Source organism: Duganella alba, from assembly GCF_009674495.1.
Taxonomy (GTDB): Bacteria; Pseudomonadota; Gammaproteobacteria; order Burkholderiales; family Burkholderiaceae_D; genus Rugamonas; species Rugamonas alba.
Genome location: NZ_WKJN01000021.1, coordinates 13,454 through 37,217, shown reverse-complemented (window position 1 = coordinate 37,217; position 23,764 = coordinate 13,454). Strand labels below are relative to the sequence as shown.

The 23,764-nt window shown below is 54.9% G+C and carries 26 protein-coding genes and 1 tRNA gene; 18 read left to right on the top strand and 9 right to left on the bottom strand.

Translation table 11 applies throughout. The features are described from left to right. Positions 1-68 precede the first annotated feature (68 nt). A complete protein-coding gene (locus GJ695_RS19535; protein WP_154367637.1) occupies positions 69-512 on the top strand; it encodes an SH3 domain-containing protein in 444 nt (147 codons plus the stop codon). Positions 513-551: 39 nt separating this feature from the next. Further along, on the top strand, positions 552-1,577 hold the full coding sequence (locus GJ695_RS19530) for an NAD(P)H-dependent glycerol-3-phosphate dehydrogenase (RefSeq protein WP_154367635.1): 1,026 nt from the start codon (positions 552-554) through the stop codon (positions 1,575-1,577). Between the two features lie 108 nt (positions 1,578-1,685). On the opposite strand, the gene GJ695_RS19525 is transcribed toward GJ695_RS19530, so the two are convergent. Genes GJ695_RS19525 through mscL form a run of 3 tightly spaced genes read right to left on the bottom strand, consistent with a single transcriptional unit; the run spans position 1,686 to position 4,024 of the window. Beyond that, on the bottom strand, positions 1,686-2,375 hold the full coding sequence (locus tag GJ695_RS19525) for a DUF2461 domain-containing protein (RefSeq protein ID WP_154367633.1): 690 nt from the start codon (positions 2,373-2,375) through the stop codon (positions 1,686-1,688). A gap of 8 nt (positions 2,376-2,383) precedes the next feature. Further along, positions 2,384-3,547 (bottom strand): S1C family serine protease, encoded by a 1,164-nt coding sequence (locus GJ695_RS19520; protein ID WP_154359646.1) that lies wholly within the window; start codon positions 3,545-3,547, stop codon positions 2,384-2,386. Positions 3,548-3,586: 39 nt separating this feature from the next. Further along, positions 3,587-4,024: a large conductance mechanosensitive channel protein MscL gene (mscL, locus tag GJ695_RS19515; RefSeq protein ID WP_154359645.1), complete on the bottom strand. Its 438-nt coding sequence runs from the start codon at positions 4,022-4,024 to the stop codon at positions 3,587-3,589. 343 nt (positions 4,025-4,367) lie between these two features. On the opposite strand from mscL, the gene petA reads away from it, so the two are divergent. From petA to GJ695_RS19480, 7 genes are all read left to right on the top strand, one after another. Next, entirely contained in the window at positions 4,368-4,976 is a 609-nt protein-coding gene (gene petA, locus GJ695_RS19510) for a ubiquinol-cytochrome c reductase iron-sulfur subunit (protein WP_154359644.1), read from the top strand. Position 4,977: 1 nt separating this feature from the next. Continuing rightward, positions 4,978-6,390, top strand: a complete 1,413-nt coding sequence (locus GJ695_RS19505; protein WP_154367631.1) for a cytochrome b — start codon at positions 4,978-4,980, stop codon at positions 6,388-6,390. 26 nt (positions 6,391-6,416) lie between these two features. After that, positions 6,417-7,181, top strand: coding sequence for a cytochrome c1 (locus tag GJ695_RS19500; protein ID WP_154367629.1), 765 nt, complete (start codon positions 6,417-6,419; stop codon positions 7,179-7,181). Between the two features lie 115 nt (positions 7,182-7,296). Continuing rightward, entirely contained in the window at positions 7,297-7,908 is a 612-nt protein-coding gene (locus GJ695_RS19495) for a glutathione S-transferase N-terminal domain-containing protein (protein ID WP_072788101.1), read from the top strand. 89 nt (positions 7,909-7,997) lie between these two features. Then, positions 7,998-8,483, top strand: a complete 486-nt coding sequence (locus tag GJ695_RS19490; protein ID WP_154367627.1) for a ClpXP protease specificity-enhancing factor — start codon at positions 7,998-8,000, stop codon at positions 8,481-8,483. Positions 8,484-8,509: 26 nt separating this feature from the next. After that, a tRNA-Thr gene (locus tag GJ695_RS19485) sits at positions 8,510-8,585 on the top strand. A gap of 243 nt (positions 8,586-8,828) precedes the next feature. Further along, entirely contained in the window at positions 8,829-9,386 is a 558-nt protein-coding gene (locus tag GJ695_RS19480) for a Panacea domain-containing protein (RefSeq protein ID WP_154367625.1), read from the top strand. A 421-nt stretch (positions 9,387-9,807) separates the two neighbouring features. On the opposite strand, the gene GJ695_RS19475 is transcribed toward GJ695_RS19480, so the two are convergent. After that, positions 9,808-10,266, bottom strand: a complete 459-nt coding sequence (locus GJ695_RS19475) for a recombinase family protein (protein ID WP_229260289.1) — start codon at positions 10,264-10,266, stop codon at positions 9,808-9,810. A 233-nt stretch (positions 10,267-10,499) separates the two neighbouring features. Here GJ695_RS19475 and GJ695_RS19470 point away from each other — a divergent pair, with 233 nt between their 5' ends. The 6 genes from GJ695_RS19470 to GJ695_RS19450 all read left to right on the top strand — a co-directional run bounded on the left by GJ695_RS19470 (position 10,500) and on the right by GJ695_RS19450 (position 15,873). Next, positions 10,500-11,525 carry a TrbL/VirB6 family protein gene (locus GJ695_RS19470; RefSeq protein WP_154367623.1) on the top strand — a complete coding sequence of 342 codons (1,026 nt, stop codon included), beginning with the start codon at positions 10,500-10,502 and terminating at the stop codon, positions 11,523-11,525. Positions 11,526-11,597: 72 nt separating this feature from the next. Continuing rightward, positions 11,598-12,185, top strand: coding sequence for a hypothetical protein (locus GJ695_RS19465; RefSeq protein ID WP_154367622.1), 588 nt, complete (start codon positions 11,598-11,600; stop codon positions 12,183-12,185). Further along, entirely contained in the window at positions 12,182-12,403 is a 222-nt protein-coding gene (locus tag GJ695_RS30660) for an antitoxin VbhA family protein (protein ID WP_166455014.1), read from the top strand. The genes GJ695_RS19465 and GJ695_RS30660 overlap by 4 nt, the downstream gene beginning before the upstream one ends. A 478-nt stretch (positions 12,404-12,881) precedes the next feature. Beyond that, complete coding sequence (locus GJ695_RS19460; protein WP_154367620.1) at positions 12,882-13,544, top strand: YkgJ family cysteine cluster protein; 663 nt, start codon at positions 12,882-12,884, stop codon at positions 13,542-13,544. A 99-nt stretch (positions 13,545-13,643) separates the two neighbouring features. Beyond that, entirely contained in the window at positions 13,644-14,585 is a 942-nt protein-coding gene (locus GJ695_RS19455; protein ID WP_154367618.1) for a beta-ribofuranosylaminobenzene 5'-phosphate synthase family protein, read from the top strand. A 13-nt stretch (positions 14,586-14,598) separates the two neighbouring features. Then, positions 14,599-15,873: a caspase family protein gene (locus tag GJ695_RS19450; RefSeq protein WP_154367616.1), complete on the top strand. Its 1,275-nt coding sequence runs from the start codon at positions 14,599-14,601 to the stop codon at positions 15,871-15,873. Positions 15,874-16,100: 227 nt separating this feature from the next. Here GJ695_RS19450 and GJ695_RS19445 read toward each other — a convergent pair whose 3' ends face one another. Then, complete coding sequence (locus tag GJ695_RS19445) at positions 16,101-17,843, bottom strand: ParB N-terminal domain-containing protein (protein WP_154367614.1); 1,743 nt, start codon at positions 17,841-17,843, stop codon at positions 16,101-16,103. Between the two features lie 277 nt (positions 17,844-18,120). Between GJ695_RS19445 and GJ695_RS19440 the strand changes: the two genes are divergently transcribed. Together GJ695_RS19440 and GJ695_RS19435 are read left to right on the top strand one after the other, a co-directional pair. Then, entirely contained in the window at positions 18,121-18,351 is a 231-nt protein-coding gene (locus GJ695_RS19440; RefSeq protein ID WP_154367612.1) for a helix-turn-helix domain-containing protein, read from the top strand. Then, positions 18,348-19,094 (top strand): BglII/BstYI family type II restriction endonuclease, encoded by a 747-nt coding sequence (locus GJ695_RS19435; protein ID WP_166455015.1) that lies wholly within the window; start codon positions 18,348-18,350, stop codon positions 19,092-19,094. The genes GJ695_RS19440 and GJ695_RS19435 overlap by 4 nt, the downstream gene beginning before the upstream one ends. 1 nt (position 19,095) lies before the next feature. Here GJ695_RS19435 and GJ695_RS19430 read toward each other — a convergent pair whose 3' ends face one another. The 3 genes from GJ695_RS19430 to GJ695_RS29665 form a co-directional block, all read right to left on the bottom strand. Then, complete coding sequence (locus tag GJ695_RS19430; RefSeq protein WP_208023353.1) at positions 19,096-20,043, bottom strand: DNA-methyltransferase; 948 nt, start codon at positions 20,041-20,043, stop codon at positions 19,096-19,098. A gap of 628 nt (positions 20,044-20,671) precedes the next feature. After that, positions 20,672-20,974 carry a hypothetical protein gene (locus GJ695_RS19425; protein WP_154367606.1) on the bottom strand — a complete coding sequence of 101 codons (303 nt, stop codon included), beginning with the start codon at positions 20,972-20,974 and terminating at the stop codon, positions 20,672-20,674. Between the two features lie 117 nt (positions 20,975-21,091). Beyond that, positions 21,092-21,529: a Fic family protein gene (locus GJ695_RS29665; protein ID WP_154387869.1), complete on the bottom strand. Its 438-nt coding sequence runs from the start codon at positions 21,527-21,529 to the stop codon at positions 21,092-21,094. A gap of 204 nt (positions 21,530-21,733) precedes the next feature. On the opposite strand from GJ695_RS29665, the gene GJ695_RS19420 reads away from it, so the two are divergent. Continuing rightward, positions 21,734-22,618, top strand: coding sequence for a dienelactone hydrolase family protein (locus GJ695_RS19420; RefSeq protein WP_154367605.1), 885 nt, complete (start codon positions 21,734-21,736; stop codon positions 22,616-22,618). A 45-nt stretch (positions 22,619-22,663) separates the two neighbouring features. Here the strand turns inward: GJ695_RS19420 and GJ695_RS19415 are convergent, their stop codons facing one another. Further along, positions 22,664-23,662 (bottom strand): alpha/beta fold hydrolase, encoded by a 999-nt coding sequence (locus GJ695_RS19415; protein WP_154367603.1) that lies wholly within the window; start codon positions 23,660-23,662, stop codon positions 22,664-22,666. Between the last annotated feature and the right edge of the window lie 102 nt (positions 23,663-23,764).

Below are 23,764 nucleotides of genomic sequence, written 5' to 3'. Positions count from 1 at the left end.
CAAGCATTACTCAGCAATACCGCCGCCGGGCGCTCGTCCGGCGGAGTTTCACCCTCTCAAGGCAAGCCATGACATTTCCCCGTTTGATCGCTGCGCTGACCATGATGCTGGCCGCTGCCGGCAGCCAGGCCTACGACTTCAAAACGGTCGGCGCCGCGCCCGTCATCCTGTACGACGCGCCGTCCACCAAGGGCGGAAAACTGTTCGTCGTGCCGCGCGGCGCACCGCTGGAAGTGGTGCTGGCGTATGGCGAATGGCTCAAGGTCCGTGATGTCAACGGCGAACTGGCCTGGACCGAGGCCAAGGGCCTGAGTCCGAAGCGCAACGTCATCGTGCGCACGGCCAACCTGAAAGTCCGCGCCACGCCGGACGACGCCGCCGCTGCGGTGTTCACCGCCGACAAGGGCGTGCTGCTGGAACTGTCGGAAACGGCGGCCGGCGGCTGGATCAAGGTGCGTCATCGCGACGGCCTGGTCGGATACGTCAAACAATCCGAAGTCTGGGGCATATAATTGCCGTAGCGGCGCTTCCCACGCGCCGAATGAGATCCCATGCAAGAAAACACTAGCAAACATGCGGGCGCGGCCCGCAAGGTGAGCGTGCTCGGCGCAGGCGCCTGGGGCACCGCCGTGGCCATGGCGCTGGCACAGCGTCACGACGTGCTGCTGTGGGGCCGCAACGCCGCCGCGCTGCAGGCCATGGGCGCGGCCCGCGAGAATCCCTACCTGCCCGGCTACACCTTCCCTGAACGGCTGCAGGTGGCGGCCGGTTTCGACGCCGCGCTGGCTCATGTGGCCGAACCTGGCAGTTTGCTGATCGCCGCCTGCCCGGTGGCCGGTCTGCGGCCGCTGCTGCAGTCGCTGAAGGGCCGCCAGATTCCCAACGTGGTGTGGCTGTGCAAGGGCTTTGAATACGACACCGGCCTGCTGCCGCACCAGATCGTCCGCGAAGTGCTGGGCGACGCCGTGGCCGGCGGTGCGCTGTCGGGCCCGTCGTTTGCGCAGGAAGTGGCCAAGGGCCTGCCGTGCGCGCTGACCATCGCGTCGGAGTCGGCGTCGCTGCGCGCCTGCGTGGTGGAAACCGCGCACGGCGGCAATATGCGCGTGTATTCGAGCGAAGACCTGGTCGGCGTGGAAGTGGGCGGCGCGGTCAAGAACGTGCTGGCCATCGCCACCGGCGCGGCCGATGGTTTGGGCCTGGGCCTGAACGCGCGCGCGGCGCTGATCACGCGCGGGCTGGCGGAAATCACGCGGCTGGGCGTGGCGCTGGGTGGCAAGAACGAGACCTTCATGGGCCTGACCGGCATGGGCGATCTGATTCTGACCTGCACCGGCGATCTGTCGCGCAACCGCCGCGTCGGCCTTGGGCTGGCGCAGGGCAAGGCGCTGGATGTGATTGTGCAGGAGCTGGGCCACGTGGCGGAAGGCGTGCCGTGCGCCAAGGCGGTACGCGAACTGGCGGCCAGGCTCGGGGTGGAAATGCCGATCACCAATGCCGTCGCTGGCGTGCTGTTCGATGGCGACCAACCCCAGACCATGGTCGCCCGCCTGCTTTCCCGCGATCCCAAGGACGAATAAAGCGGGGCTAAGCGCTTTTCCCTACCCCGTGAGACGTCCGCGTTCGGCCACGACCTCGAATATGGGGTCTGACCCCGCACGGGGTCAGACCCCCTCGAGCTTGAGGGGTTACTCCTCGACCAATTCCTCCTTCGCCCCGCGCATCCACTGCACCAGCGGATAAGCATCCTTCAGCCCGGCCGCCAGGGTCGGCACCAGCAGCTCCGGCTTGTTCAGCGGCAGCGCGATCTCGGTCCAGATGAAGAAACTCTTCAGCTTGATGTACTCGATGTGCTCATGCTCCGGGTCAAACCCCTTGGGCGGTCGCATCAGCTTGCCTTCGTTCTGGATGTCGCCAAACGTCGCCACCAGCTTCTTGTTCTTCAACACCTTGCGGAAGCCGGCCGCGTCGTCGACCATGTGCTGGCGCAGCGCTTTCAGGCGGTGCGGCGGCGGCATGTATTCGCCGGCGCCGAACAGCATCTTGCCGCTGCCGTCGATCTGCATGTAGTAGGTCGGCCCGCCCGCCTTGCTCGGACGGCGCATGTCGTTCGGCGCCACCGCGGCCGAAAAGCGCGTCTTGTACGGGCTCTTGTCATGCGCAAAGCGCACGTCGCGGTTGATGCGGAACATGGCCTTCTTCGGATTGCTGAACTTGACCTGCGGGTCGAACTTGCCCAGCTCGGCAATCATGTCGGTCACCACTTGCAGGAATTCTTCGCGCAGGATGTCGTAGCGCGGCTTGTTCATGATGAACCAGGGACGGTTGTTGTTGTCCGCCAGTTCGCGCAGGTATTGGGTCAGGTCACGCAGATGCATTTCATTCCTTATTTGGCGTTGGGCGGCCGCTTGCCGACCGTGATGTCCAGCGTGGTTTCTTTGTTTTTCCGCAGGACCGTCATTTTAGCTTTTCCGCCAGGAACGAGTTGGGCGATGAGATTGAGCATGCTGTTGGTGTCGGCCACCGGCTTGCCGTCCACCGACAGCAGGATGTCGCCCGGCTTGATGCCGCCCTTGTCGGCCGGGCCGTTGCGCACCACGCCGGCGATGATGGCGCCGCTCTGGCGCTGCAGGCCGAAGCTGGCCGCCAGCTCAGGCGTGATTTCCTGACTCTCGACGCCGATCCAGCCGCGCACCACGTGGCCGGACTTGATGATCGCTTCCATCACCGACTTGGCGGTCGACACGGGAATCGCGAAGCCGATGCCGACCGAACCGCCGGTCTGCGAATAAATCGCCGAGTTGATGCCCAGCAGGTTGCCGCCGGCGTCGACCAGCGCGCCGCCCGAGTTGCCGAAGTTGATCGCGGCGTCGGTCTGGATGAAGTTCTCGAAATGGTTGATGTGCAGGTTGTTGCGTCCCAGCGCAGAGATGATGCCCATGGTGACCGTCTGGCCGACGCCGAAGGGGTTGCCGATGGCCAGCACCACGTCGCCCACCTGCGCCTGCTCGGCCTGCCCCAGAACGATCACCGGCAGCTTGTCCAGCGTGATCTTGACGACCGCCAGGTCGGTCTCCGGATCGGTGCCGACCAGCTTGGCGGCGGCCCTGCGGCCGTCGGCCAGCACCACCTCGATTTCATCGGCGCCCTCGACCACGTGGTTGTTGGTCAGGATGTAGCCCTGGCCGGATACGATCACGCCCGAGCCGAGGCTGGACTCGTCATCGTCGTCGTCGCGCTCGCGGTTGTCGAAGAATTTCTTGAAGAAGGGGTCGCGCAGCAGCGGATGCTTGCCGCGCTTGGGCGCCTTGCTGGTGATGATGTTGACCACCGCCGGCATGGCGCGCGCCGCCGCCGCCCGGTACGAGCCGGCCGCCGACGCCGGCGGCCTGGACGGCCCGGCCTCCAGCATCGCGGCCGGATGGTCGGTGTTGCCCATCTGCTGCACGCGCACCGGCGCCGGGCGCTCGCGGCCCACCGCCGTGTAGACGAAATACAGTGCCAATACGACGGTCACCGTTTGCGCAAACAATAACCAGAGTCGTCGCATCGCAGTCCAGCTTGCCGCCCGGGGGACGGCAGTCCTTTATTATTTTTTCAGGGAGTCGCGAATTTCGCGCAGCAGCACGATATCTTCCGGCGGTGGCGGCGGCGGTACGGCCGCCGCGGCGGCCTCGTCGCGCTTGATGCCCAGGTTGCGCGCCTTGTTCATGATGCGCACCATCTGGAAGATCACGAACGCCAGGATGATAAAGTTCAGCAGGATAGTAGCAAAATTCCCGTAGGCGAACACGGCGCCCAGTTTCTTGGCTTCCGCCAGGCTCAGGGAGGCGGCCTGGCCGTTCAGCGGGATGTAGTAGTTGGCGAAGTCCAGACCACCGAACAGCTTGCCGATCGGCGGCATGATGATGTCGGCCACCAGCGAATCGACGATCTTGCCGAAGGCGCCGCCGATGATCACGCCGACCGCCAGATCGACCACATTGCCCTTCATCGCGAATTCTTTAAATTCCTGCATCATTGACATGTTGATATCCTCGCTGTGTGGTCAATTGTGAACAAAACTGCGCTTGGATCATACTATTTTTTCAATTGGATTCCAAACACGCTTGCTGTTTACGCATTTGCAACCCGAATTACGATATAAATTGACCTACATCAATTTCCGCTCACACCCCGAGCCCCTATCATCGCACCGGGAACGGTGTAAACCTGGCCAAACTTGGGAACCGAGCAACGTTGGTGTAAAGAGTTGCATCACGCATACCTTCTCCTGTAAGGTTGCGAGGTTTCGTGCTATCCAGTTTTCAGCTTCAGGTTTGTACACAGTTCTCGAGATTTTGTTCGCACTTTGACTGATTGGGGTTTGTATGAGTAACGAAAAGCAGGTCGATTCGGGCCGTCGCGGATTGCTGGTCGCGACCGGCGCGGCAGGCGGGGTTGTAGGTCTGGCCACCGCCGGAGCATTGGTAAGCACCTTCCAGCCGTCGGAGCGCGCGAAAGCCGCCGGCGCACCGGTCGAAGTGGATATTTCCACTCTCAATCCCGGCGAAATGAAAACCGTCGAATGGCGCGGCAAGCCGGTCTGGATCATCAAGCGCACGCCGGAAATGGTGGCGTCGCTGAAAAAGACCGACGGCAAAGTCGCCGACGCCGAGTCCAAGCGCAACCCCGACGAATTCACCCCTGAATACGCCCGCAACGAATGGCGCTCGCGCAAGCCCGAGCTCATGGTCGCGGTCGGCATCTGTACCCACCTGGGCTGCTCGCCCTCGTCCAAGTTCACCCCCGGTCCGCAGCCGTCGCTGCCGGACGACTGGGAGGGTGGCTTCCTTTGTCCTTGCCATGGCTCGACTTTCGACATGGCTGGCCGTGTATTTAAGAACAAGCCGGCGCCGGACAATCTGCAGGTTCCGCGCTATATGTTTTTGAGCGACACCAAGCTGGTCATCGGTAAAGACGAGAAAGGCGAGGCATAAGATGGGGGCGTTTAAAGAAACCAAATTCCCGGCCGATGCGCCGGCCGCACAAAAAGCACTGGGCTGGGTCGACGACCGCTTCCCGCTGACCAAGCTGTGGAACGACCAGTGGGGCAAGTACTACGCCCCGAAAAACTTCAACTTCTGGTACATCTTCGGCTCGCTGGCGATGCTGGTGCTGGTGCTGCAGATCGTCACCGGCATCTTCCTGACCATGCACTACAAGCCGGACGCCGGCCTGGCCTTCGGCTCGGTCGAATACATCATGCGCGAAGTGCCGTGGGGCTGGCTGGTGCGTTACATGCACTCGACCGGCGCCTCGTCGTTCTTCATCATCATCTACCTGCACATGACGCGCGGCCTGCTGTACGGCTCCTACCGCAAGCCCCGTGAGCTGATCTGGCTGTTCGGCTTCGCCATCTTCCTGTGCCTGATGGCCGAGGCCTTCTTCGGCTACCTGCTGCCATGGGGCCAGATGTCGTACTGGGGCGCGCAGGTGATCGTCAACCTGTTCGGCGCCATCCCGTTCATCGGCCCCGACCTGTCGCTGTGGATCCGCGGCGACTACGTGGTGTCCGACGCCACCCTGAACCGCTTCTTCGCCTTCCACGTGATCGCCATCCCGCTGGTGCTGCTGGGCCTGGTGGCGGCGCACCTGATCGCGCTGCACGAAGTCGGCTCCAGCAATCCGGACGGCATCGAGGTCAAGGAAAACCTGGGCGCCGACGGCCACCCGGTCGATTCGATCCCGTCGCATCCGTACTACACGGTGCACGACCTGTTCGGCGTGTCGGTGTTCCTGCTGATCTTCAGCGCGGTGGTGTTCTTCGCGCCGGAAATGGGCGGCTACTTCCTGGAGTACAACAACTTCCTGCCGGGCGATTCGCTGAAGACCCCGCTGCACATCGCGCCGACCTGGTACTTCACCGCGTTCTACTCGGTGCTGCGCGCCACCACCGCCGACTTCATGTGGGTGCTGATGTTCTTCGTGGCCGCCTACGTGGTGTTCGTCTGGCTCAAGTCGCGCCTGGCGCGCACCACCAAGATCGTCATCGCCGTGATCGCGCTGCTGGCCATCGTCGGCATGCTGCCGCAGGTGCTCGACGCGAAATTCTGGGGCGTGGTGTTCTTCGGCGGCTCGGTGGTGATCCTGGCCTTCCTGCCATGGCTGGACAAGTCGCCGGTCAAGTCGATCCGCTACCGCCCGAGCTGGCACAAGTATGTGTACGCCGTGTTCTTCCTGTCGTTCCTGACCCTGGGCTACCTCGGCACCCTGCCGCCGACCGACGGCCGCACCCTCGTTTCGCAAGTGTGCACCCTGCTGTACTTTAGTTTCTTCCTGTTCATGCCATGGTGGAGCGCCATGGGCACGTTCAAGAAGGTTCCGGACCGCGTGGTCTTCCACGCTCACTGAGCGCTAAAGTATATAAAGGACAACACATGAACTTCCCGAAACGATTGATTGCCATCCTGGCATTATTGCCGGGCCTGGCCCTGGCCAACGAAGGCGGCGTGGCGCTCGACAAGGCGCCGGACCGCTCGAATAACCTGGCGGCACTGCAGAACGGCGCCAAATTGTTCGTAAATTACTGCCTGAACTGTCATAATGCGTCCTCCATGCGCTACAACCGCCTGAAAGACCTGGGCTTGAGCGAGGAGCAGATCAAGGCCAATTTGCTGTTTACCGGCGACAAGGTCGGCGAAATGATGACCACCACCATGAAGCCGGCCGACGCCAAAGCCTGGTTCGGCGTGGTGCCGCCGGACCTGTCGGTGATCCAGCGCGCGAAAGCGTCTGGCGCCGGCAGCGGCAGCGACTATCTGTACACGTACCTGCGGACGTTCTACAAGGACGATACCCGCCCCACCGGCTGGAACAACCTGGTGGTCAACAATGTGGCGATGCCGCACGTGTTGTGGGAATTGCAAGGTATTCAGAAAGTCGTGATGAAGGAAGTGCCCGATCCGCACGAACACGGCAAAATGATTCACGAGTTTGCTGGATTTGAGCAGGTCACTCCGGGTAAACTGCCGAAGTTGGAATTTGACACCGCCGTGGCCGACCTGGTCGGCTACATGGAGTGGATGGCGGAGCCTGCTGCGCAGACCCGCAAGAAACTGGGCGCTGCGGTCGTGCTGTTTATGGCCGTGTTCGCCTTCCTGGCATGGCGCTTGAATGCGTCGTTCTGGAAAGAAGTGAAATAGACGAGAGCGCCGGCTGGCCGGCGCTTGTTTTGCGAAGCCCGCGTTTGGCGGGCGATCGATCCGGGGTGATCCGTTCGCGGCCCACCCCCTTTTGTTCTTCTAAGGAACTACACACATGATGGTTCTCTACTCGGGTACGACCTGCCCATTTTCGCAACGCTGCCGCCTGGTCCTGTTTGAAAAAGGCATGGACTTTGAAGTGCGCGATGTCGACTTGTTCAACAAGCCGGAAGACATCTCGACCATGAATCCGTATGGTCAGGTGCCGATCCTGGTCGAGCGTGAACTGATCCTGTACGAATCGAACATCATCAACGAGTACATCGACGAGCGCTTCCCGCATCCGCAACTGATGCCGGCCGATCCGCTGATGCGCGCGCGCGCGCGCCTGATGCTGTTCAACTTCGAAAAAGAACTGTTCGTCCACGTGCACACGCTGGAAAGCGAGCGCGCCAAGGGCAACGACAAGAGCCACGACAAGGCGCGCGCGGAAATCCGCGACCGTCTGACCACGCTGGCGCCGCTGTTCCTGAAGAACAAGTACATGCTGGGCGACGAGTTCTCGATGCTGGACGTGGCCGTTGCGCCGCTGCTGTGGCGTCTGGATCACTACGGCATCGAACTGTCGAAGACCGCCGCACCGCTGATGAAATACGCCGAGCGCATCTTCTCGCGCCCGGCCTACATCGAAGCGCTGACGCCGTCGGAAAAGGTCATGCGCCGTTGATCGGACGCAGGCCGTTTGTCTGAAGTACTGCGGCGCGTTTGCCGGCGACAGCCGGCGGCGCGCCGTGTTTTACCGCAGTCTGGAATCCCATGTCTGAAATCTCAACCAAGCCCTACCTGCTGCGCGCCATCTATGAATGGTGCACGGACAGCGGCTACACCCCCTACCTCGCGGTCAAAGTCGACGCCGGCACCACCGTGCCGATGGAATACGTGAAGAAGGGCGAAATCGTGCTCAACATCAGCTTCGGCGCCACCTCGGGCCTAAAGATGGACAACGACAGCATCCGTTTCCACGCCCGCTTCGGCGGCGTCTCGCGTGAAATCTACATCCCGGTCAACAACGTGATGGCGATCTACGCCAACGAAAACGGCCAGGGCATGGCGTTCGAACCGCAAGTGGGCCAGGCCGCCGCGCCGGCGCCGGACGCGGTGGAAGACGTTCCGGCCGCGCCGGTGCTGTCGGCCGTGCCGAGCGCCGCATCCGAGGCCAAAACCGAGGCCCCAGGCACGCCGGACGACGACAACGAGCCCCCCAAAAAGGGCGGCCGCCCCACCCTTACGCGTATTAAATAGCGTATAATCCGCAGCGTAAAAGTTACGCCGACTTAGCTCATTTGGTAGAGCAGTTGATTTGTAATCATCAGGTGGCCAGTTCGAAACCGGCAGTCGGCACCAGTAAAATCAAGCACTTAGCGCAGCCTACCTAGGCTGCGCTTTTTGTTTCGAAGTCTCGTGTAGGCACCATGTAGGTTTTTCCCGCGCTACGCGATTTGAAAATTAAAGATATGATGGCTGTGTAGGAACACTGTCTCATTCTCGGCAGAAATTAGTAATATTTTTGCCAACTTCTCTTTTTATGATGTAACCTGTATCCCACGGTCTACATCTAGTGCAGCAGCGCTAACCCTGTGCCAATCTATGTTAATTAGTCACGAACGCGAGAAGCTTCTCAACGCGATTATTTTCTTCGCGAAGAACACGAGCTATCTCGGGAAAATAAAACTTTGGAAGCTGCTCTATTTTTTAGACTTTGAGCATTTCAAAGAGACCGGCCGTTCCGTTACTGGGATGAGCTATAGCGCTTGGCCGATGGGTCCGGTGCCAGTAGCACTACATAACGAGGTCAGCGAGCCAGCCGAGGACATGGCTGCGAAGATTCGTTTTGGCTCCAAAGATGTCAAAGGGACCAACGCCATGCTTACGGTTACTCCTCTCGTCGACTTCGACCCATCGCATTTTTCCAAACGCGAACTTCGGTTGATGGAACGTTTAGCTGCCGACTTTTACAAGACGAAGGCTGATGACATGATTGAGGCCACTCACCTGGAAAACCAGCCGTGGCACAAAATCTACAATGAGCTGGGCCTGAAGCAACATGAGATACCTTTCGACCTGGCTCTACGAACCCAGGAACAGGAAGAGTTACGCCATGTCGTGCGTGAGCGCGATGAAGTCTTATCGAATTGCGCTCACTAAGTAATGACACCAGGGACTGTTCTCCAACATCAGAATTTCCGCTTTCATGACGGTGAGGTCGGAAACAAAATAATAATAGTCCTTGGCTCGCATGCTGAGGTAACTGTTGTGGTGAAAACAACCTCCCGAAGCTGGCGGTTTAGTTCATCTTACGGTTGCCAACCTTTAGACCGCTTCCCCAATTTCCACTTGGTGCAAAATTGCTGCTTATTGCCCAAAGCCACCTGGGTGTGTCTCGATGAATATTACGAGTTCTCGGACGCGAGCCTTATCGCTCTGCATTTCGCAGGTGATGTAAAGCAGTTGGGGAACCTGCCAGCCGATATCACCGAGGCGCTTGTGGCCTGTGCGGTCGCATCAAATGACATTTCTCATCATCAAGAACAGATAGTTCGCGCAGCAAATCCTTGACTGCCGAAATTCAAGTTGGACGTACAACGTTCAGAATATTGGCTCGCGATACCTGATAGGTCCGCGCCAACGCGCTGACACTCTCGCCGGCAGCATACTTGGCGATGATGTCGACCCTTTGCTCTGCGGTGGTTTTCGAGGGACGCCCCAGCGTCTTCCCCTCGTTCTTGGCCCGAGCCAGACCAGCTTGCGTACGCTCCACCAGCAAATCACGCTCCATCTCAGCCACGGCAGCGAGCATGGTCAGCATCATCTTGCCGGCCGGCGAGGTCAGGTCCAGTTTGCCCAGTTGCAGTACGATGACGGCAATCTTGCGGCTGGCCAGCAGCTTGACAGTGGCGCCCACGTCCTGCGCGTCGCGGCCCAGGCGGTCCAGCTTCGCCACCACCAGCGTCTCACCATTCCGAATCTGACCGAGCGCAGAGCGGCGCTCAAGGCGCGCTGTAACGCTGTTGTTCGGCATAAGCATGGGGGCAATTTCACATGGACACGCGCCCTCATGTTAGTCTCGTTCGCGACCTCCGTCATGATTCTCGCACGCCAATACGCCGGACTGGCCGCTCGGGACGAAAATCTCTTGGCATGCCTGCCTTTCTGCATCTACGCATTGGCATGGCTTCGATTTGACGCCTTGACAGAAACCAGATCGCAAACGACGAAGCGACGTGGGCCTACACTATATTCGCCCGCCAGGAGGCATCAATGAGCGGCGTCTTTGCGTTCTTGACAGCGTCGATTGACAGCGCCCTGTCAACGTACGTTACGTCCGTCTCGTCCAGCCTGGCCGCCACCCTTGCGCCGCTCGTTGTCACCGGCCTCTCGATTCACTATACCTTGTTCGGGCTTGCCGTTATGCGCGGCGAGGCAGATGCCTCGCTACCCAAGCTAGCTTGGAATCTCGCGAAGCATTCCATGATCTTCAGCATTGCCCTTACGGCCGCCGCGTACCAGGAATGGGCCGTTGATACCGTCAACGCGACAACTGGCCTGCTCGTTCAGGCAGCGTCGCCAAGCGGTGCAACTTCACTTGCAATCGCTCTGGATCAAATGGATGCCCAAGGTGGCGAGTACGCGATGACCGTCCTGGGGCACGGAATGACCCTGATGCCAATTGGCGGCTGGCTAGACTTAATTGCAGGGATCGTGATTATGGTCAGCAATCTTGCGCTGATGGCCCTCATTGGAATTTGGGGAATCCTCGCCAAGGTCGCCCTCACGTTCGTATTGGCGTTTGGTCCGCTATTCATTTCGTTGCTGGCTTTCCCGGCCACGAAGAAATTTTTTGATGCGTGGCTCGGCAAAGTGCTCAACTATCTTCTGCTGACCGTCTTCATGGCAGCGGTGACCACCTTCAGTATGAGAATCGCCGGGAGCTTCGTTTCACAAATGATAACTGCGGACGATTCGTCAAATTCATTTTCCGACGCGTTCGGGTTCGCACTTCTGTCGATTACTCTCATCGTGGTCACTTGGCAAATGCCAGGCATCGCCTCCGGAATTGCAGGCGGCTCCGCAGTATCGAGCCCAACCGGATGGGCGGCGGCCATGCTGGCGGCCGGACGACGAGGCGGTGGCGGCCAGGACAGCAGTCCAGCGCCTGCGCCTGGAGGGGGTGAAATCAGCGGCCAGAACGCAACAGGCAATAGCAATGGTGGGAATGCTGATGGCCCAAAACGTCCAGTCCCAGCATATCGGCGCGCAACACTGGATCAGCTTGGAAGAAAGTAAATGATTTTCTCTTGGCAAGATTCCGCTTGATTGCGCTAAACTCCATATCAACTCTTTAAAAATGGATATTTGATGAGCCGTCGATTGGTCGTTGCATTTGCCGCTGTGTCCATGCTGCTCACAGGTTGCCTTATTCCCGAGCGATTCAACGCCAAAGCGGAATTCCAGCCGGACGGCAGCTATTCCTTCACGTACGCTGGCACCGCCGTTCATGCGATGGCGGCAATGCAGCTCGCAAAAGCAGGAAAGCTAACTGCGAAGGACGATGAATCCCTCGAACGCGAAGTTGCAGCACTGAAGCGCAATCCCGATGTTCGGCGCGCGACCTACAAGGGTAACGGCCGCTATGACCTTGCACTGGAAAGCAAACGGAAAAGCGGGCAGGCCCTCGACGTTTTGAGTATTTTCACTGTGCGGACTGGGAAGGATGGTGTGATCACCATCGCATCCGGCGAGCTGGACGAAAAAGGAAAGAAGCAACTGGCTCAGCTCGGCATCAAACTCGATGGCACGCTTGATATAACGGTCCCGAAGAACGCGGAGGTCTTGTCGCACAATGCCACATCTGCGCCATCGTTGTTAGGACTTGTCGGAACCTACTCCTGGAAGATCGGGAGCATTGAGCAACGCCCTTTTATGAAAATTCGGATGAAATCATGACTACCTCGCCCCGCTATCCCACGCAAACTCAGCACTCGCGCCGTCAACACGTCTCGCGGATGAGGACCAGCTTTGCCCTTGAGGGATTTGAGCCTGACGCCGATGACCTTGCAAACCAACAAATGTACATCGATGGAAAAGTCGGCCTGGACGACATGTTGAGGTATGCGCTGGACTTCGCAAATTCCCGCGCGTCGGGCAAACCAACTTCACCATAGCTGCCGTCCGCCCTGCGGACTTAGTTGCCGCGAGGGTGCGCAGCTATTCAAAACGCATTGCAGGATGGAAGTAGCCACGCCGTCGCACCCTGCGCGAATGAGCCAGTTCAGTTCTAACGACTACGCAGGAAAGATTAGGAGGCGCGCAGGGCGCGCTTGCAGCTCGAAACAAAGTAGCGGGCATGCAAGCCGCGACCTGGGCCAACAGTTGAAGCCTCAGCCCTGCTGGCCAACGGGCCGCGAGGCGCGGCCCCAAGTTCGACAAACTCGTTGGATTGTGCAATCCACGAGCCTATTTGTTCTGGGAACATACCGTTAACGCCGTGCTGGGAGGTCTTGGTATTACCAAGGATTCTGTGCGTGAAAACCTTGGTATTTCCAAGAAATTGACGGCTGTTGAGACTAGTGCAGGATAGGCTTACGCCGGTATTTATAACATAAGCTCCATAATTTAAGCCGTTTCTGCTAGGGAGTAAAAATGACAATCATCCAAAAATTTGTAAAAAACATTCGTGTTTGGATGGGAAAGCCACCGCGCTCAGAACAGCGAATAATTATAATTGGGCGAGAAAATCAAAAACGCATAATTGATTCTTTTCCATCGGATTTGGTTCGCCGTATCAAAAATTTTTCCCAGTCTGTGCCAAGAAATAAGGCATCTACAGACGAACTAATAGGCATGCTTTATAAACTCACAGATGAGGTTCAAGAAGTGGTTGGAAAGCACGCGGCATGCCGCAAAGGGTGTTCACATTGCTGCCATATCAGCGTTCCGATCTGTGATATTGAAGCTGAGTTTATAGCCCGGCATACCGGCAGGGGCTTGCGAAAGGTTAGAAGCAACGGTCCCAGGCCCATCGACTCGTTTTCGATGGAGACACCATGCAACCTTCTCGACACGGATGGAACATGTTCAGTCTATAAAAGCCGCCCCTTCACCTGCAGAATTTATCACAACTTAGACGCTGACAATTGGCTCTGTTTAGAGCCAAACTGGAACACAAAACATCGGCCAATGTATGGACTTCAGCCTCTTCATGATGCTTACAACGCAATAATGGAGCGCAAGTCAAAATTGCATGCTGACGTCCGTGATTTCTTTCCGCCCAAGGTTTCTTCTAACGATATCACTCAACAATGAGATGGCTTAACCCAATGAGTCGTGCAAAGCGCACCTTCGGATGGATGGTTGGTCATGTCCATCATTTTTTCCTGATAACATGGATTATTATTTGATCAAATGAATAAAGATCAATATTTTTCTATCCGAGCTCCTGCGAGAATTCATACCGCTCTTTTAAACGAAAGTGGTTATTTAAATCGCATTGATGGGAGCATCGGATTTGTAGTTGACAGACCATATTGGGATATTACAATTTCAGCCGACAAAAGTTGCATGAACTTGTCGCATTTAGATAGCGAATTAGTACCACGGTTACTTGAAACTGTCGCAATCTTTGAAATCCAGTTTAAATTACAAATAGGGGTTTCGATATCTGGAGAAATCCCTATTCATTCAGGACTTGGTTCAAAGACATCCCTATTAATGGGTGTTGGTAATGCAATAAGTGAGCTCTTTAATTTAAATTTACATCCACCAGAAATAGCCGCGATAGTCAAGCGCGGAGGTACGTCCGGCTTAGGGATATGGGCTGGGTCAAAACGTGGTTTCTTATGGGATGCGGGTAGGCAATATCCCAATCAAAAATCCACCTTTTCTCCCTCGTCAACATCAATAGCAAAAGCTCCAAAGCTAATATCTAACATAAGTATAGGCGAATTTTCCATCTGTCACTTTAGGTTTACCGATAGAGGTATATCCGGCATTTCTGAGCAATCCGTTTTTACCAACAATTGCCCCCTACCCGAAAACGAAGCAATAGAGGCACTCGCAATTGTAGGTGGCGGTATTCTGCCTGCTCTTCTTGAGAAAGATATAGTTAATATTCAAGCTCCTCTTCGATCTCTTCAACGTATTGGGTTAAAAAAAATTGAATGGGATCTTCAAAGTAGCGTCACAAAGGAATTCCGAAGCTACTGGGAAAAATGTGTTCCTGATATCACTTTATGTCTTTCAAGTATGGGGCCGACTCTATATTGTTTAACTGATAGGCCGGATTTCATAAAATATATTGTAGAAAATTTCTACGCAGACCCATTTCATTTTATTATTACTTCTTAATCAAAGAGAACTTATGAAGACTCGTGACATCGGAATAATTTCTATCGGAATTAATAAATACAATAATTTGCAATCCTTAGGATTTTGTGCAAGTGATTCCAAGAAAATTGTGCAGGCATTTGGCAACAGAACGCAAATAAATTCTTACGAGCATAACGATGAGGCGCAACCTGCCTCCATAGATGACGTTAGATATTTAATTAAATCGACTTCTGAAGCAAGTAAAAATTGCGATGGTTTGATTTTTTTCTTTGCAGGCCATGGTTTTTCTCAAGAGGGAAAGGATTACTTGGCGTGTACAGATACAGATATTTCCAATCTCAATACGGCGATCAGTACTGATGAGGTAATCGCGGAATTAGTAAAGAGCGGGGTAAAGGATTTGGTTCTCATCGTGGACGCTTGTAGGCAACAGGTTGATCGTTCGGTTGCAGATATCTTCGGTGAAAGAACAGCAGAATTGGCAAGAAGATCCGGAGTCGTAACTTTTTTCGCGTGTAGCCCCAAACAAACCGCGAAAGAATTGCAGCAGCTTGATAGTGGGATTTTTACTTACTCATTTTGTTCACTAATGAATGATAAAAGCATTGCATTTACTCCTCTTGCATTTGCACGACCATTAATAGACAGTGTTGCAGCGATTTGCAAACAGCACAATCTGTCTACTCAAACTCCATATACGGCCGTCGCTCCAATAGAAAAAGCTGAATACGATTTAATTACTGGAAAGCTTCATTCAAGTCTTGTAAAAAAACGGGAAATGATTCTTATAGTTGGCCCAACAAATGCAGGGAAATCTACGATTGGGCAACATCTTGCTAATCGACATGGGTACGTTCATGCAGAGATGAGTTCTTTTGCATGGAAAAGACTTGATCAGCAACCTAATTTCCGTGGCAATATGCAGGATTTTATGGAAAAGGAAGTTTGGATTGGAGGAAATGAGGATGCCATCGCACGTGATATGCTCGTATCAATACAGGATCAATCGAAGGTAGTAGTTTGTGGTGCTAGACGAATGGAAGAAATTGAGACTATTGAGAACTCTGAATGGGATGTCAGGTCGATATTCATTTTTTCCGATACAAATTATCGCTTTCAAAGGCAAAAACATGCGACTGGAAGGTTCGGCTTGAGCTACACAGAATTTATAAAGAAAGATCTGAAGGAATTTGCATGGGGAATTGCAAACATGAGCGGAATGAAGAATATCGAACTTGTACTTAATGAAGACTCCGTAGAGAAATATACTGAAGCGATTGAGGAAATACTCGGCTGCAAAGATTAAATTAAAATCTAGCCAAACCAGATCGATCTTCAACGATTGCTTACAGTACCGCACCTGGAGACAGTGCCGCGCCTGCAGACCTTTGGTTGGTGCATCGCCACCGAAGATTATGGCTGCCCTCGCCATTGTTGGTTGCGTAAGCGGAAGGCATTGCACGGAGATCGTGAGTCCATCCACGTTACGTATTTAAATTGATGAATTTTGCGATCCCATGCGCTACGAATACGCTAGAGCGTAAGTGATTTCATGATGTCTTTTGACAATTGCTTCCAACCGCTGCTTTTGTAAGGTGTGAAGTCGAATGTTTGGAGAGGCACGAGCAGTTTGGGATAATCCATTTGGGAAAGCGGCACGCCTGCCACTGTTAAGCGTTCCAGTAATAGCAACAGCCCGCCCACTATCGTTGTGGAAAGAATTCCCCCTTGAGCAACCGGGTTCCAACGATGTTGTAAGTTTTGCTTGCACCCCGCCAGTAATCGCTTGATTTCGGTAACAGAGTAGTCAACGTATTTCTGCCTTTGTGCAGAATCAGAAAGATCTTGAGTCCCCGCAGGGTCCCAAGTCTTGTAGAACAGGCTGCCTTTTCGAAGTAGAGGTTTCAGCACATACGGACCAAGCGACCCGGTTGCAATTTTTTCAGGGGGATCAAATTGTGAGACTTGTAGCATCCCATCCAAGGACCCGTCGCGCGACAACCTGTTAATTACTGAGCGGCCGATAGCTAACGGAGTATCCGGCTTGATGATCGTTTCAAGATCTTGCCGTAACTGGGTATGTACTCCAGTTTGAGTGTCGTTGATCGAAAGAAAAAGTTCAGCCTCAAACTTGACCCGCATTTCGGCCGTATAGTCCATTGGGAAAATAATTCCAGTCACAAGCAAATTCTGTCTCTTACGTAGCGGTGAAATTTTATCCTCGACTGGCCCACTGCCTTCAAAATACGCCAAGATTCTATGCTGTCCGTCGACGACCCCTACAGTGCCCAGTTCAAGCGGCAATTCCAGCTCCACATGCGTTCTTTGCGAAAGGGTCTTAGGGTCAACGAGTTGGCCGCTAGTTTCTCGCATAAGAGCTTTCGATGGCAAGGTGACTATTAGATTGTTTATGAACACCTTTCCATTGTTCGCAAGGTAATCTCTCATCTCCGAAAGCTTTTCCGCTCGCACAAAACGCTGATATGACAAATCCGGACTTTCCCAACCGTCTCGACGGAGGATGTATGCACGCTGAATTAGGGCCATTGGGTCAGCGTAGAAGGATACAATGGCAAAGTCTTTGGGGTAGTTTGTATGCGCCGCTGGCAGCGCAAAACCAGGAAAACTTTGCAAGGTCACGCCACCACCGGAGATACGGGACTGCCCAACGCGATTCAAAGTAATTCCTAGGTACTTAAGGATTTCAAATTTTGCGGATTTCGCAATCGTCTTAACTAAGGCGTCGAAATAAGCGGCATTAGCACGACTCAAAATTGAAAATGGTGCAGAATTCTGCGCCACTCCCTCATCCAAATCATATTCCTCAGAATAGTAAATGTGGCGCACTTCAAGTTCTTGTGCTGTGTAATTCGTCCCAATGTAAGCGTCGAGTTGAGGATTGTGTTTACGATACGTTTCAAAAAACTTTGGCCAATCTTGAGCAATCAACTTATGGAAGAATATTTTGTTAGTGCAATGCTTTGTAACTTCTTTGCCGGCTGTTTCTTCACACAATACAATCACATTTTCCCATGCAAAAATATGATCAATCTCACCTTGCCTCTGCTCAAGGTAAAAGTGGATGTTGTCAGATGGGATGTGAGTGAATCCGGCACCTACAAAAATATTAGTTAATTTCGGCGTCGAACGTGCTTTCTGTTTTGCACTTGGTTTGGCTGATTTCGGGGCCGCCTTGCCGATAGTTTTTGCTGCTGGGGATTTAGTACTGGCAGATTTTGCGTTGGGGGGCTTTTTTACAGAGTTGGCGATTGACATTTTTGGAATTTTCGTTGTAGTTATTGATTTAGTGTAAATCTGCTTTAGAACGCAAATGACTACGGCACCAGTTGTTCTTCGGTAAGTAAATTGTAGCAAGTTGCGTGCAATTACGGTCTTTTTTGAAGTCGCGAATCATATTAGTTTAAATTGCTTAAGTTACATTTTAGCAATTTTTTCTCTACTTTTTTTTGGGCTAAGACGGTTCCTGTCCATAAATGCAAAATGAGCATTCTAGTCCGTGGACTCATAGTCCGTATTTTGTGAGCATGTCGGGATGGAAAATGACCTACTCAAGAAGCTTGGGACACGCATCCGGGAGAAGCGCAAAACTCTGGGATGGACTCAAGAGGACCTTGCAAGCACCGCCCAGATCGACCGTTCATATATTGGGAGCGTTGAACGGGGCGAGCGGAATCTGACGTTTACGGTCCTATGTCAGATCTGCACTGCCCTCGACTGCGAAGTCGCGGAGCTCACCGTAGGAATTCTGGAGTTGCCACAATGAAATGGCTCCGTACTCTAGTGATTTTTGACCAAGGCAACATCGTTTCAAACCAGGATTGGGAGAGCATTCATCAGGCGTTCGTGCGTTCAATTGAAAGCATTGACTCGCCAACAGGATCCGGCCGACTCGTTTTGCGCCGAAAAACATATGTGCCAGAATCGAAGCAATGGAATCGAAATGGCGTGGGCTTCCTACGAAACCGGTTTCTTGAGCATATTGTTCAGAAAGAAGGATGGAAGGCTGAAGGTGAGGTCGATCTCCAGAATCTTCAGGAAAAACCTGAACTCCAGCTCTATCCATCACTGGAGCCATATGCTGAGCCCATTACCTCATCCTTTGGTGCTTTTGACTTCGTCACGACGACCGAAGGTGGCTTGCGTGTGGCTATCGAATGGGAAACAGGAAATATTTCATCTTCGCACCGGAGCTTGAACAAGCTATCAATCGTGCTGGCGGCGAACAAGATTCAGGTTGGTGTGCTGATACTTCCAAGCAGAAATCTTTACGAGCACCTCACCGACCGAATTGGAAACATCGGAGAGCTTTCGCCATATCTTGAAATGTGGAAGCGCATGGGCGAGACTGTGGAGCATGGGCTGCTTGCAATTGCAGTTGTAGAGCATGACGAACTGACTGACGACCAAACTTTTCCTTATTTAAAGGTTGGAAAAGATGGTCGTGCGGGGGAAGGGAAAACTAAGAGGAATGCGCCGAATCCTAAACCTAAAAAGGAAAGCTCCTAGTTCACAATGCATGCTGCGCTGGCCCCTTAGTAGAGGGCTTGCAGTTGCAGCTATCTTGTTCAATTTCTACACGATCGTCAATTCTGTAATCTAGTGACAGCGGCTTGCCCGATTTCGCACGACGTTTTAGATCGGCATCAGTAAATAGCTTATTCTTTTGCGACCAGATTTCATCGAGATGCTCACGATCGTCTCCCAATGCATCGAAACGTTCGATGATTGACGAACATTCCAATTCACTGCCGACCCAGCGCCGCCCTGCAAGTTCGGCCGCTACATAAGTTGTTCCTGAGCCGCCAAAAGGGTCGAGCACAAGCGAGCCCGGATCAGTAGTCATGCTAATGATCCGGTCCATTAATTTCAACGACAAGGCATTCGCGTCGCGTTTTTTGTATTTGGCGTGTCGAACTGGCGGGATATCGGTCCACACATCGCTGATGTTGACTCCGGCCGGATTCATCTTGTTTTTATATCCGCCATAGTCTTTAAGCTCACCGCCGCAGTGACGGCAACAAGCTATCGGCAATCGGTCCGGATGGAAAATTGCTGGTTTCGGCCCTTTGACGTAGTATAAGAGAGAATAGTGCGACGGGTATAGGCGGCCGGAGATTGGAAGGCTGTACTTAATATCCACCGAAATCCAATTGCGAAACGTTAGACGCTTCCGGAGAAATTCGCCCAGCGGTATGTTCCACTTTGGCAAGTTCCAAAGCATAAGCGTTCCACCAGGCTTCAAGACGCGAACCATTTCATCAAGCCACGACTCACACCAAGCGAGATAGTGCTCTTCGGCTAAAGCATCATTGATCTTGGATGTGTACTCTTTTCCGAGATTGAATGGCGGGTCTGCGAAAGCGAGGTCGACGGTCGAAGATTCAACTTCCGCTAGTACTTTTAGGCAGTCTGCTTGAAAAAGCTGTCCCGCGTTAGTGGTTAAAATGGGTATCATAGTCACCATTGTCTCATGTTTTCTCGCTTGTCCACAAGCGGAAAATGGCCCCAAAGCACTCGGGGGTTCTCAAGAAAATTGCAATAATGACACTGTTTTACAATCGGCCAATCCTGCTCTAGGGTCTATGTGTTCGGTGCTAAGAGCATCCAGCAAGGACGACGACACCGTCTTAGACTAACCTAGTCGAGCACGCAGACTTACGAATCTTATCTCCAACCGCGTGCTAAGATGGACAGTGACCCGAGCTTACTTTACCTCACTTTCCCTACGTACATGGTTTCAGTGGCAAACTCTTAACCCACCTACCCGTGCATGTTGCTCCGCTCTTCCCGCCGGCCAGCAGGTACAAATTCAGTACATCAACCAGTTCTTGTCGACTTCGTGAAATTACGCTAAGTTACTGATACTAAAGTACATTTACTTTAGCTAAATTACGGTACAATTCGCTTAATAATCAAAGACATATGATCTTCTTTGCTAATTTGTAATCATCAGGTGGCCAGTTCGAAACCGGCAGTCGGCACCAGAAGTAAGCAGGAAAAATGAAGGGTTACATGCTCACGCTTGTAACCCTTTTTTCATGGGCCTTATTTCGACCGCCTCTTCCGCGCGTTACTACATGAAGTCAGGCCTTCGCCACTCGGCGTTCCAGCCACTCACGCCCGCCATTGTTCAAGGCTTTGGTCACCGTTGCAGGCGGCAGGCTATACACCGTAGCCCAGGTCGCTCGCCCGTCGCCGGAATTGGAGGGGAAGCTGCTGGACTCGATTGGCCAATGGTATTTGCGCTTCAATGTCTTGACGATGGCTGCAAGTGAGGTGCGCCCTTGCAGCGGTTCAGCGCCGGTTTGGTCAGCATCTGATAACAATACCGCCAGGACAGCGCCGCGCGCTGTCAGTGGGCCTGGGAATTTAGGAGTTTTGGACATCCCATCATTCTATCCTGCGCCTAGTCGAGAGGAAGGCTTGCCTCGGGGTAGAGGTTAGGGAACAGCATTCCCAGCGCGTCCAAGGGAAGTCCCATGCGCACCGGACCGTAAACCGTGTCACTCACCAGCAGGCCATCCGCCAACAGCTTCGACAGCAGCGATCTTACGTTGCGCTCGCCCAGGCCTGTCAGCTGCGCAAACTCCCCGCGTGTCACTGGCCCAAGCCCGAAAACATGAATGAGTGGCAGAATCGCTTCTTGCCGTCCGGGTTCGGATCTGCCCAGGAATAATCACGTCGCCATCATCAGACAGCCGGTCACCGAGCGCCAGTCTTTCATACAGCGCACGATGCGCATCAATCAAAAAAACCGATCGCAACGCTGAACCAGCGTCATCCAATCCCTCCAGTTCTTTTTCCGCTGCGATATGTGCGAGCGCGATGCGCTGTAACCGGGCTATATCAGGCCTGTGAGAAAAGTCATTCTGTAGCGCCCTCTCAATATTGCGCGGATGTGTGCTCTGTCCTTCTATCCGATTGCTGTAGAGGGAGTTCAAATTGATGTGCTGAATCGTACATGTTTGCCGCTTTTTTTGCCGGTTTACGATCATTACAAGTCTTTGATTGTACGACTATTTTTTTAAATAAAAACGAGATTTTTCTGGAATCTTCTGCCGCTTTAACAACCTTGCCGCGCGCAGATCTCCAGTAGACCTGCTAGGCTACACGTCCCTGATCCTTACTTTTGACGGAGACACCAGATGACCCGCAAGACCGCCGCTGATTTTGATCCGGAAGTTCTGAAGCTGTTTGACCAGTATGTCCACGGCGGCATCAACCGCCGTGATTTCCTGTCGTCGGCCACGCGTTACGCGGTGGGCGGCACGACGGCGGCCGGTCTGCTCAGCGCCCTCAGCCCGAGCTTTGCCGCGCCGCTGGTCACGCCGGAAGACAAGCGCATCGTCACGCGCTACGTCGAGCTGCCGTCGCCGCAGGGCAATGGCAAGGTGCGCGGTTACCTGGCCTCCCCTGCCGGCGCCAAGGGCAAGCTGCCGACGGTGCTGGTGGTGCATGAGAATCGCGGCCTGAATCCGCACATCGAGGACATCGCGCGCCGCCTGGCGGTCGACGGCTTCATCGCCTTCGCACCGGACGCGCTGTTTACGCTGGGCGGGTATCCCGGCGACGAGGACAAGGCGCGCGAGCTGTTCGGCAAGCTGGACCAGCCGAAGACCCGCGTCGACTTCGTCACCGCCGCGCGCTGGCTGCAGCAGCTGCCGGAAGGTAATGGCAAGCTGGGCGTGGTGGGCTTCTGCTACGGCGGCGGCATCGCCAACTACCTGGCGACGCAGCTGCCGGATTTGCTGGCGGCGGTGCCGTTCTACGGTGCGCAGCCGAAGGCCGACGATGCGACGCGCATCAAGGCGCAACTGCTGATTCACGACGCCGGCAACGACGAACGCATCCGCGCCGGCTGGCCGGCCTACGAGAAAGCCCTGAAAGAGGCCGGCGTGCATTACGAGTACCACGTCTACCCTGGCGTCGAGCACGGCTTCAACAACGACACCACGCCGCGCTACGATGCGGCCGCCGCCAAACTGGCGTGGCAGCGCACCACCGACTTCCTTCACAAGCAACTGGCTTGAGGCAAAAAAAACCCGCTGAATCAGCGGGTTTTTTTTATTACTGCATTACGACTTGGCGAAGGCCAGGAAGTCGGCGTGGAACTTGTCCTTGTGGGTCTCGGTCAGGCCGTGCGGCGCACCCGGGTAGGTGATCAGCTTGGCGTGCTTGACGATCTGGGCCGAGGCGCGGCCGGCGGCGTCGATCGGCACGATCTGGTCGTCTTCACCGTGGATCACCAGGGTCGGCTTGTCGAACTTTTTCAGGTCGTCGCGGAAGTCGGTTTCCGAGAACGCCTTGATCGAGTCGTAGGTGTTTTTGAAGCCGCCCTGCATGCCCTGGGCGTACCAGGCCTGGATGATGCCTTGCGACGGTTTGGCGCCCGCACGGTTGTAGTTGTAGAACGGGCCCGACGCCAGATCCAGGTACAGCTGGCCGCGGTCCTTGACCGAGGCGGCGCGGATGCCGTCAAACACTTCGATCGGCAGGCCGCCTGGGTTGTCGGCCGTTTTCAGCATCAGCGGCGGCACCGCCGAGATCAGGCCCAGCTTGGCGATGCGCTTGGTGCCGTAACGGCCCACATAGCGCGCCACTTCGCCGCCGCCGGTCGAGAAGCCGGCCAGGATGATGTTGTTCAGGTTCAGCGCTTCGATGACCTGCGCCAGGTCGTCGGCGTAGTGGTCCATGTCGTTGCCGTCCCAGGGCTGGCTCGAACGGCCGTGGCCGCGGCGGTCGTGGGTGATGACGCGGAAGCCATTATTGGCCAGGAAGAACGCTGCCGATTCCCAGCTGTCCGAGCTCAACGGCCAACCGTGGCTCAGGACGACCGGTTGGCCGCCGCGCGGGCCCCAGTCTTTATAGTAGATCTCGACGCCGTCGCGGGTGGTGATGGTGCTGGCGGTCCTGGCGACCGCACCCTTGCCGTTCACCACTGGAGCAGCTTGCGCGCTGCCGCCAGCCAGCGCGGCCAGCGGCACGGCGACAGCGGCGGCTGCGGCGCCGGCGCCACTGAACATTGCGGAACGACGCGACAGGCTGACAGCTTGGTCTTGGTTTTCTTTGCTCATGATGGACTCCATTCAGTAATTAGCGATTTAGTAGTGAACTATGTTTTAAGGTCTTGCCGGACAATGTTGCGCTGTCCATGTGCTCAATATATATCGCACGCT

Coding starts and splice junctions, on each gene's coding strand:
- GJ695_RS19535 (WP_154367637.1), top strand. CDS start 69: ATGACATTTCCCCGTTTGATCGCTGCGCTGACCATGATGCTGGCCGCT.
- GJ695_RS19530 (WP_154367635.1), top strand. CDS start 552: ATGCAAGAAAACACTAGCAAACATGCGGGCGCGGCCCGCAAGGTGAGC.
- GJ695_RS19525 (WP_154367633.1), bottom strand. CDS start 2,375: ATGCATCTGCGTGACCTGACCCAATACCTGCGCGAACTGGCGGACAAC.
- GJ695_RS19520 (WP_154359646.1), bottom strand. CDS start 3,547: ATGCGACGACTCTGGTTATTGTTTGCGCAAACGGTGACCGTCGTATTG.
- mscL (WP_154359645.1), bottom strand. CDS start 4,024: ATGTCAATGATGCAGGAATTTAAAGAATTCGCGATGAAGGGCAATGTG.
- petA (WP_154359644.1), top strand. CDS start 4,368: ATGAGTAACGAAAAGCAGGTCGATTCGGGCCGTCGCGGATTGCTGGTC.
- GJ695_RS19505 (WP_154367631.1), top strand. CDS start 4,978: ATGGGGGCGTTTAAAGAAACCAAATTCCCGGCCGATGCGCCGGCCGCA.
- GJ695_RS19500 (WP_154367629.1), top strand. CDS start 6,417: ATGAACTTCCCGAAACGATTGATTGCCATCCTGGCATTATTGCCGGGC.
- GJ695_RS19495 (WP_072788101.1), top strand. CDS start 7,297: ATGATGGTTCTCTACTCGGGTACGACCTGCCCATTTTCGCAACGCTGC.
- GJ695_RS19490 (WP_154367627.1), top strand. CDS start 7,998: ATGTCTGAAATCTCAACCAAGCCCTACCTGCTGCGCGCCATCTATGAA.
- GJ695_RS19480 (WP_154367625.1), top strand. CDS start 8,829: ATGTTAATTAGTCACGAACGCGAGAAGCTTCTCAACGCGATTATTTTC.
- GJ695_RS19475 (WP_229260289.1), bottom strand. CDS start 10,266: ATGCTTATGCCGAACAACAGCGTTACAGCGCGCCTTGAGCGCCGCTCT.
- GJ695_RS19470 (WP_154367623.1), top strand. CDS start 10,500: ATGAGCGGCGTCTTTGCGTTCTTGACAGCGTCGATTGACAGCGCCCTG.
- GJ695_RS19465 (WP_154367622.1), top strand. CDS start 11,598: ATGAGCCGTCGATTGGTCGTTGCATTTGCCGCTGTGTCCATGCTGCTC.
- GJ695_RS30660 (WP_166455014.1), top strand. CDS start 12,182: ATGACTACCTCGCCCCGCTATCCCACGCAAACTCAGCACTCGCGCCGT.
- GJ695_RS19460 (WP_154367620.1), top strand. CDS start 12,882: ATGACAATCATCCAAAAATTTGTAAAAAACATTCGTGTTTGGATGGGA.
- GJ695_RS19455 (WP_154367618.1), top strand. CDS start 13,644: ATGAATAAAGATCAATATTTTTCTATCCGAGCTCCTGCGAGAATTCAT.
- GJ695_RS19450 (WP_154367616.1), top strand. CDS start 14,599: ATGAAGACTCGTGACATCGGAATAATTTCTATCGGAATTAATAAATAC.
- GJ695_RS19445 (WP_154367614.1), bottom strand. CDS start 17,843: ATGTCAATCGCCAACTCTGTAAAAAAGCCCCCCAACGCAAAATCTGCC.
- GJ695_RS19440 (WP_154367612.1), top strand. CDS start 18,121: ATGGAAAATGACCTACTCAAGAAGCTTGGGACACGCATCCGGGAGAAG.
- GJ695_RS19435 (WP_166455015.1), top strand. CDS start 18,348: ATGAAATGGCTCCGTACTCTAGTGATTTTTGACCAAGGCAACATCGTT.
- GJ695_RS19430 (WP_208023353.1), bottom strand. CDS start 20,043: ATGATACCCATTTTAACCACTAACGCGGGACAGCTTTTTCAAGCAGAC.
- GJ695_RS19425 (WP_154367606.1), bottom strand. CDS start 20,974: ATGTCCAAAACTCCTAAATTCCCAGGCCCACTGACAGCGCGCGGCGCT.
- GJ695_RS19420 (WP_154367605.1), top strand. CDS start 21,734: ATGACCCGCAAGACCGCCGCTGATTTTGATCCGGAAGTTCTGAAGCTG.
- GJ695_RS19415 (WP_154367603.1), bottom strand. CDS start 23,662: ATGAGCAAAGAAAACCAAGACCAAGCTGTCAGCCTGTCGCGTCGTTCC.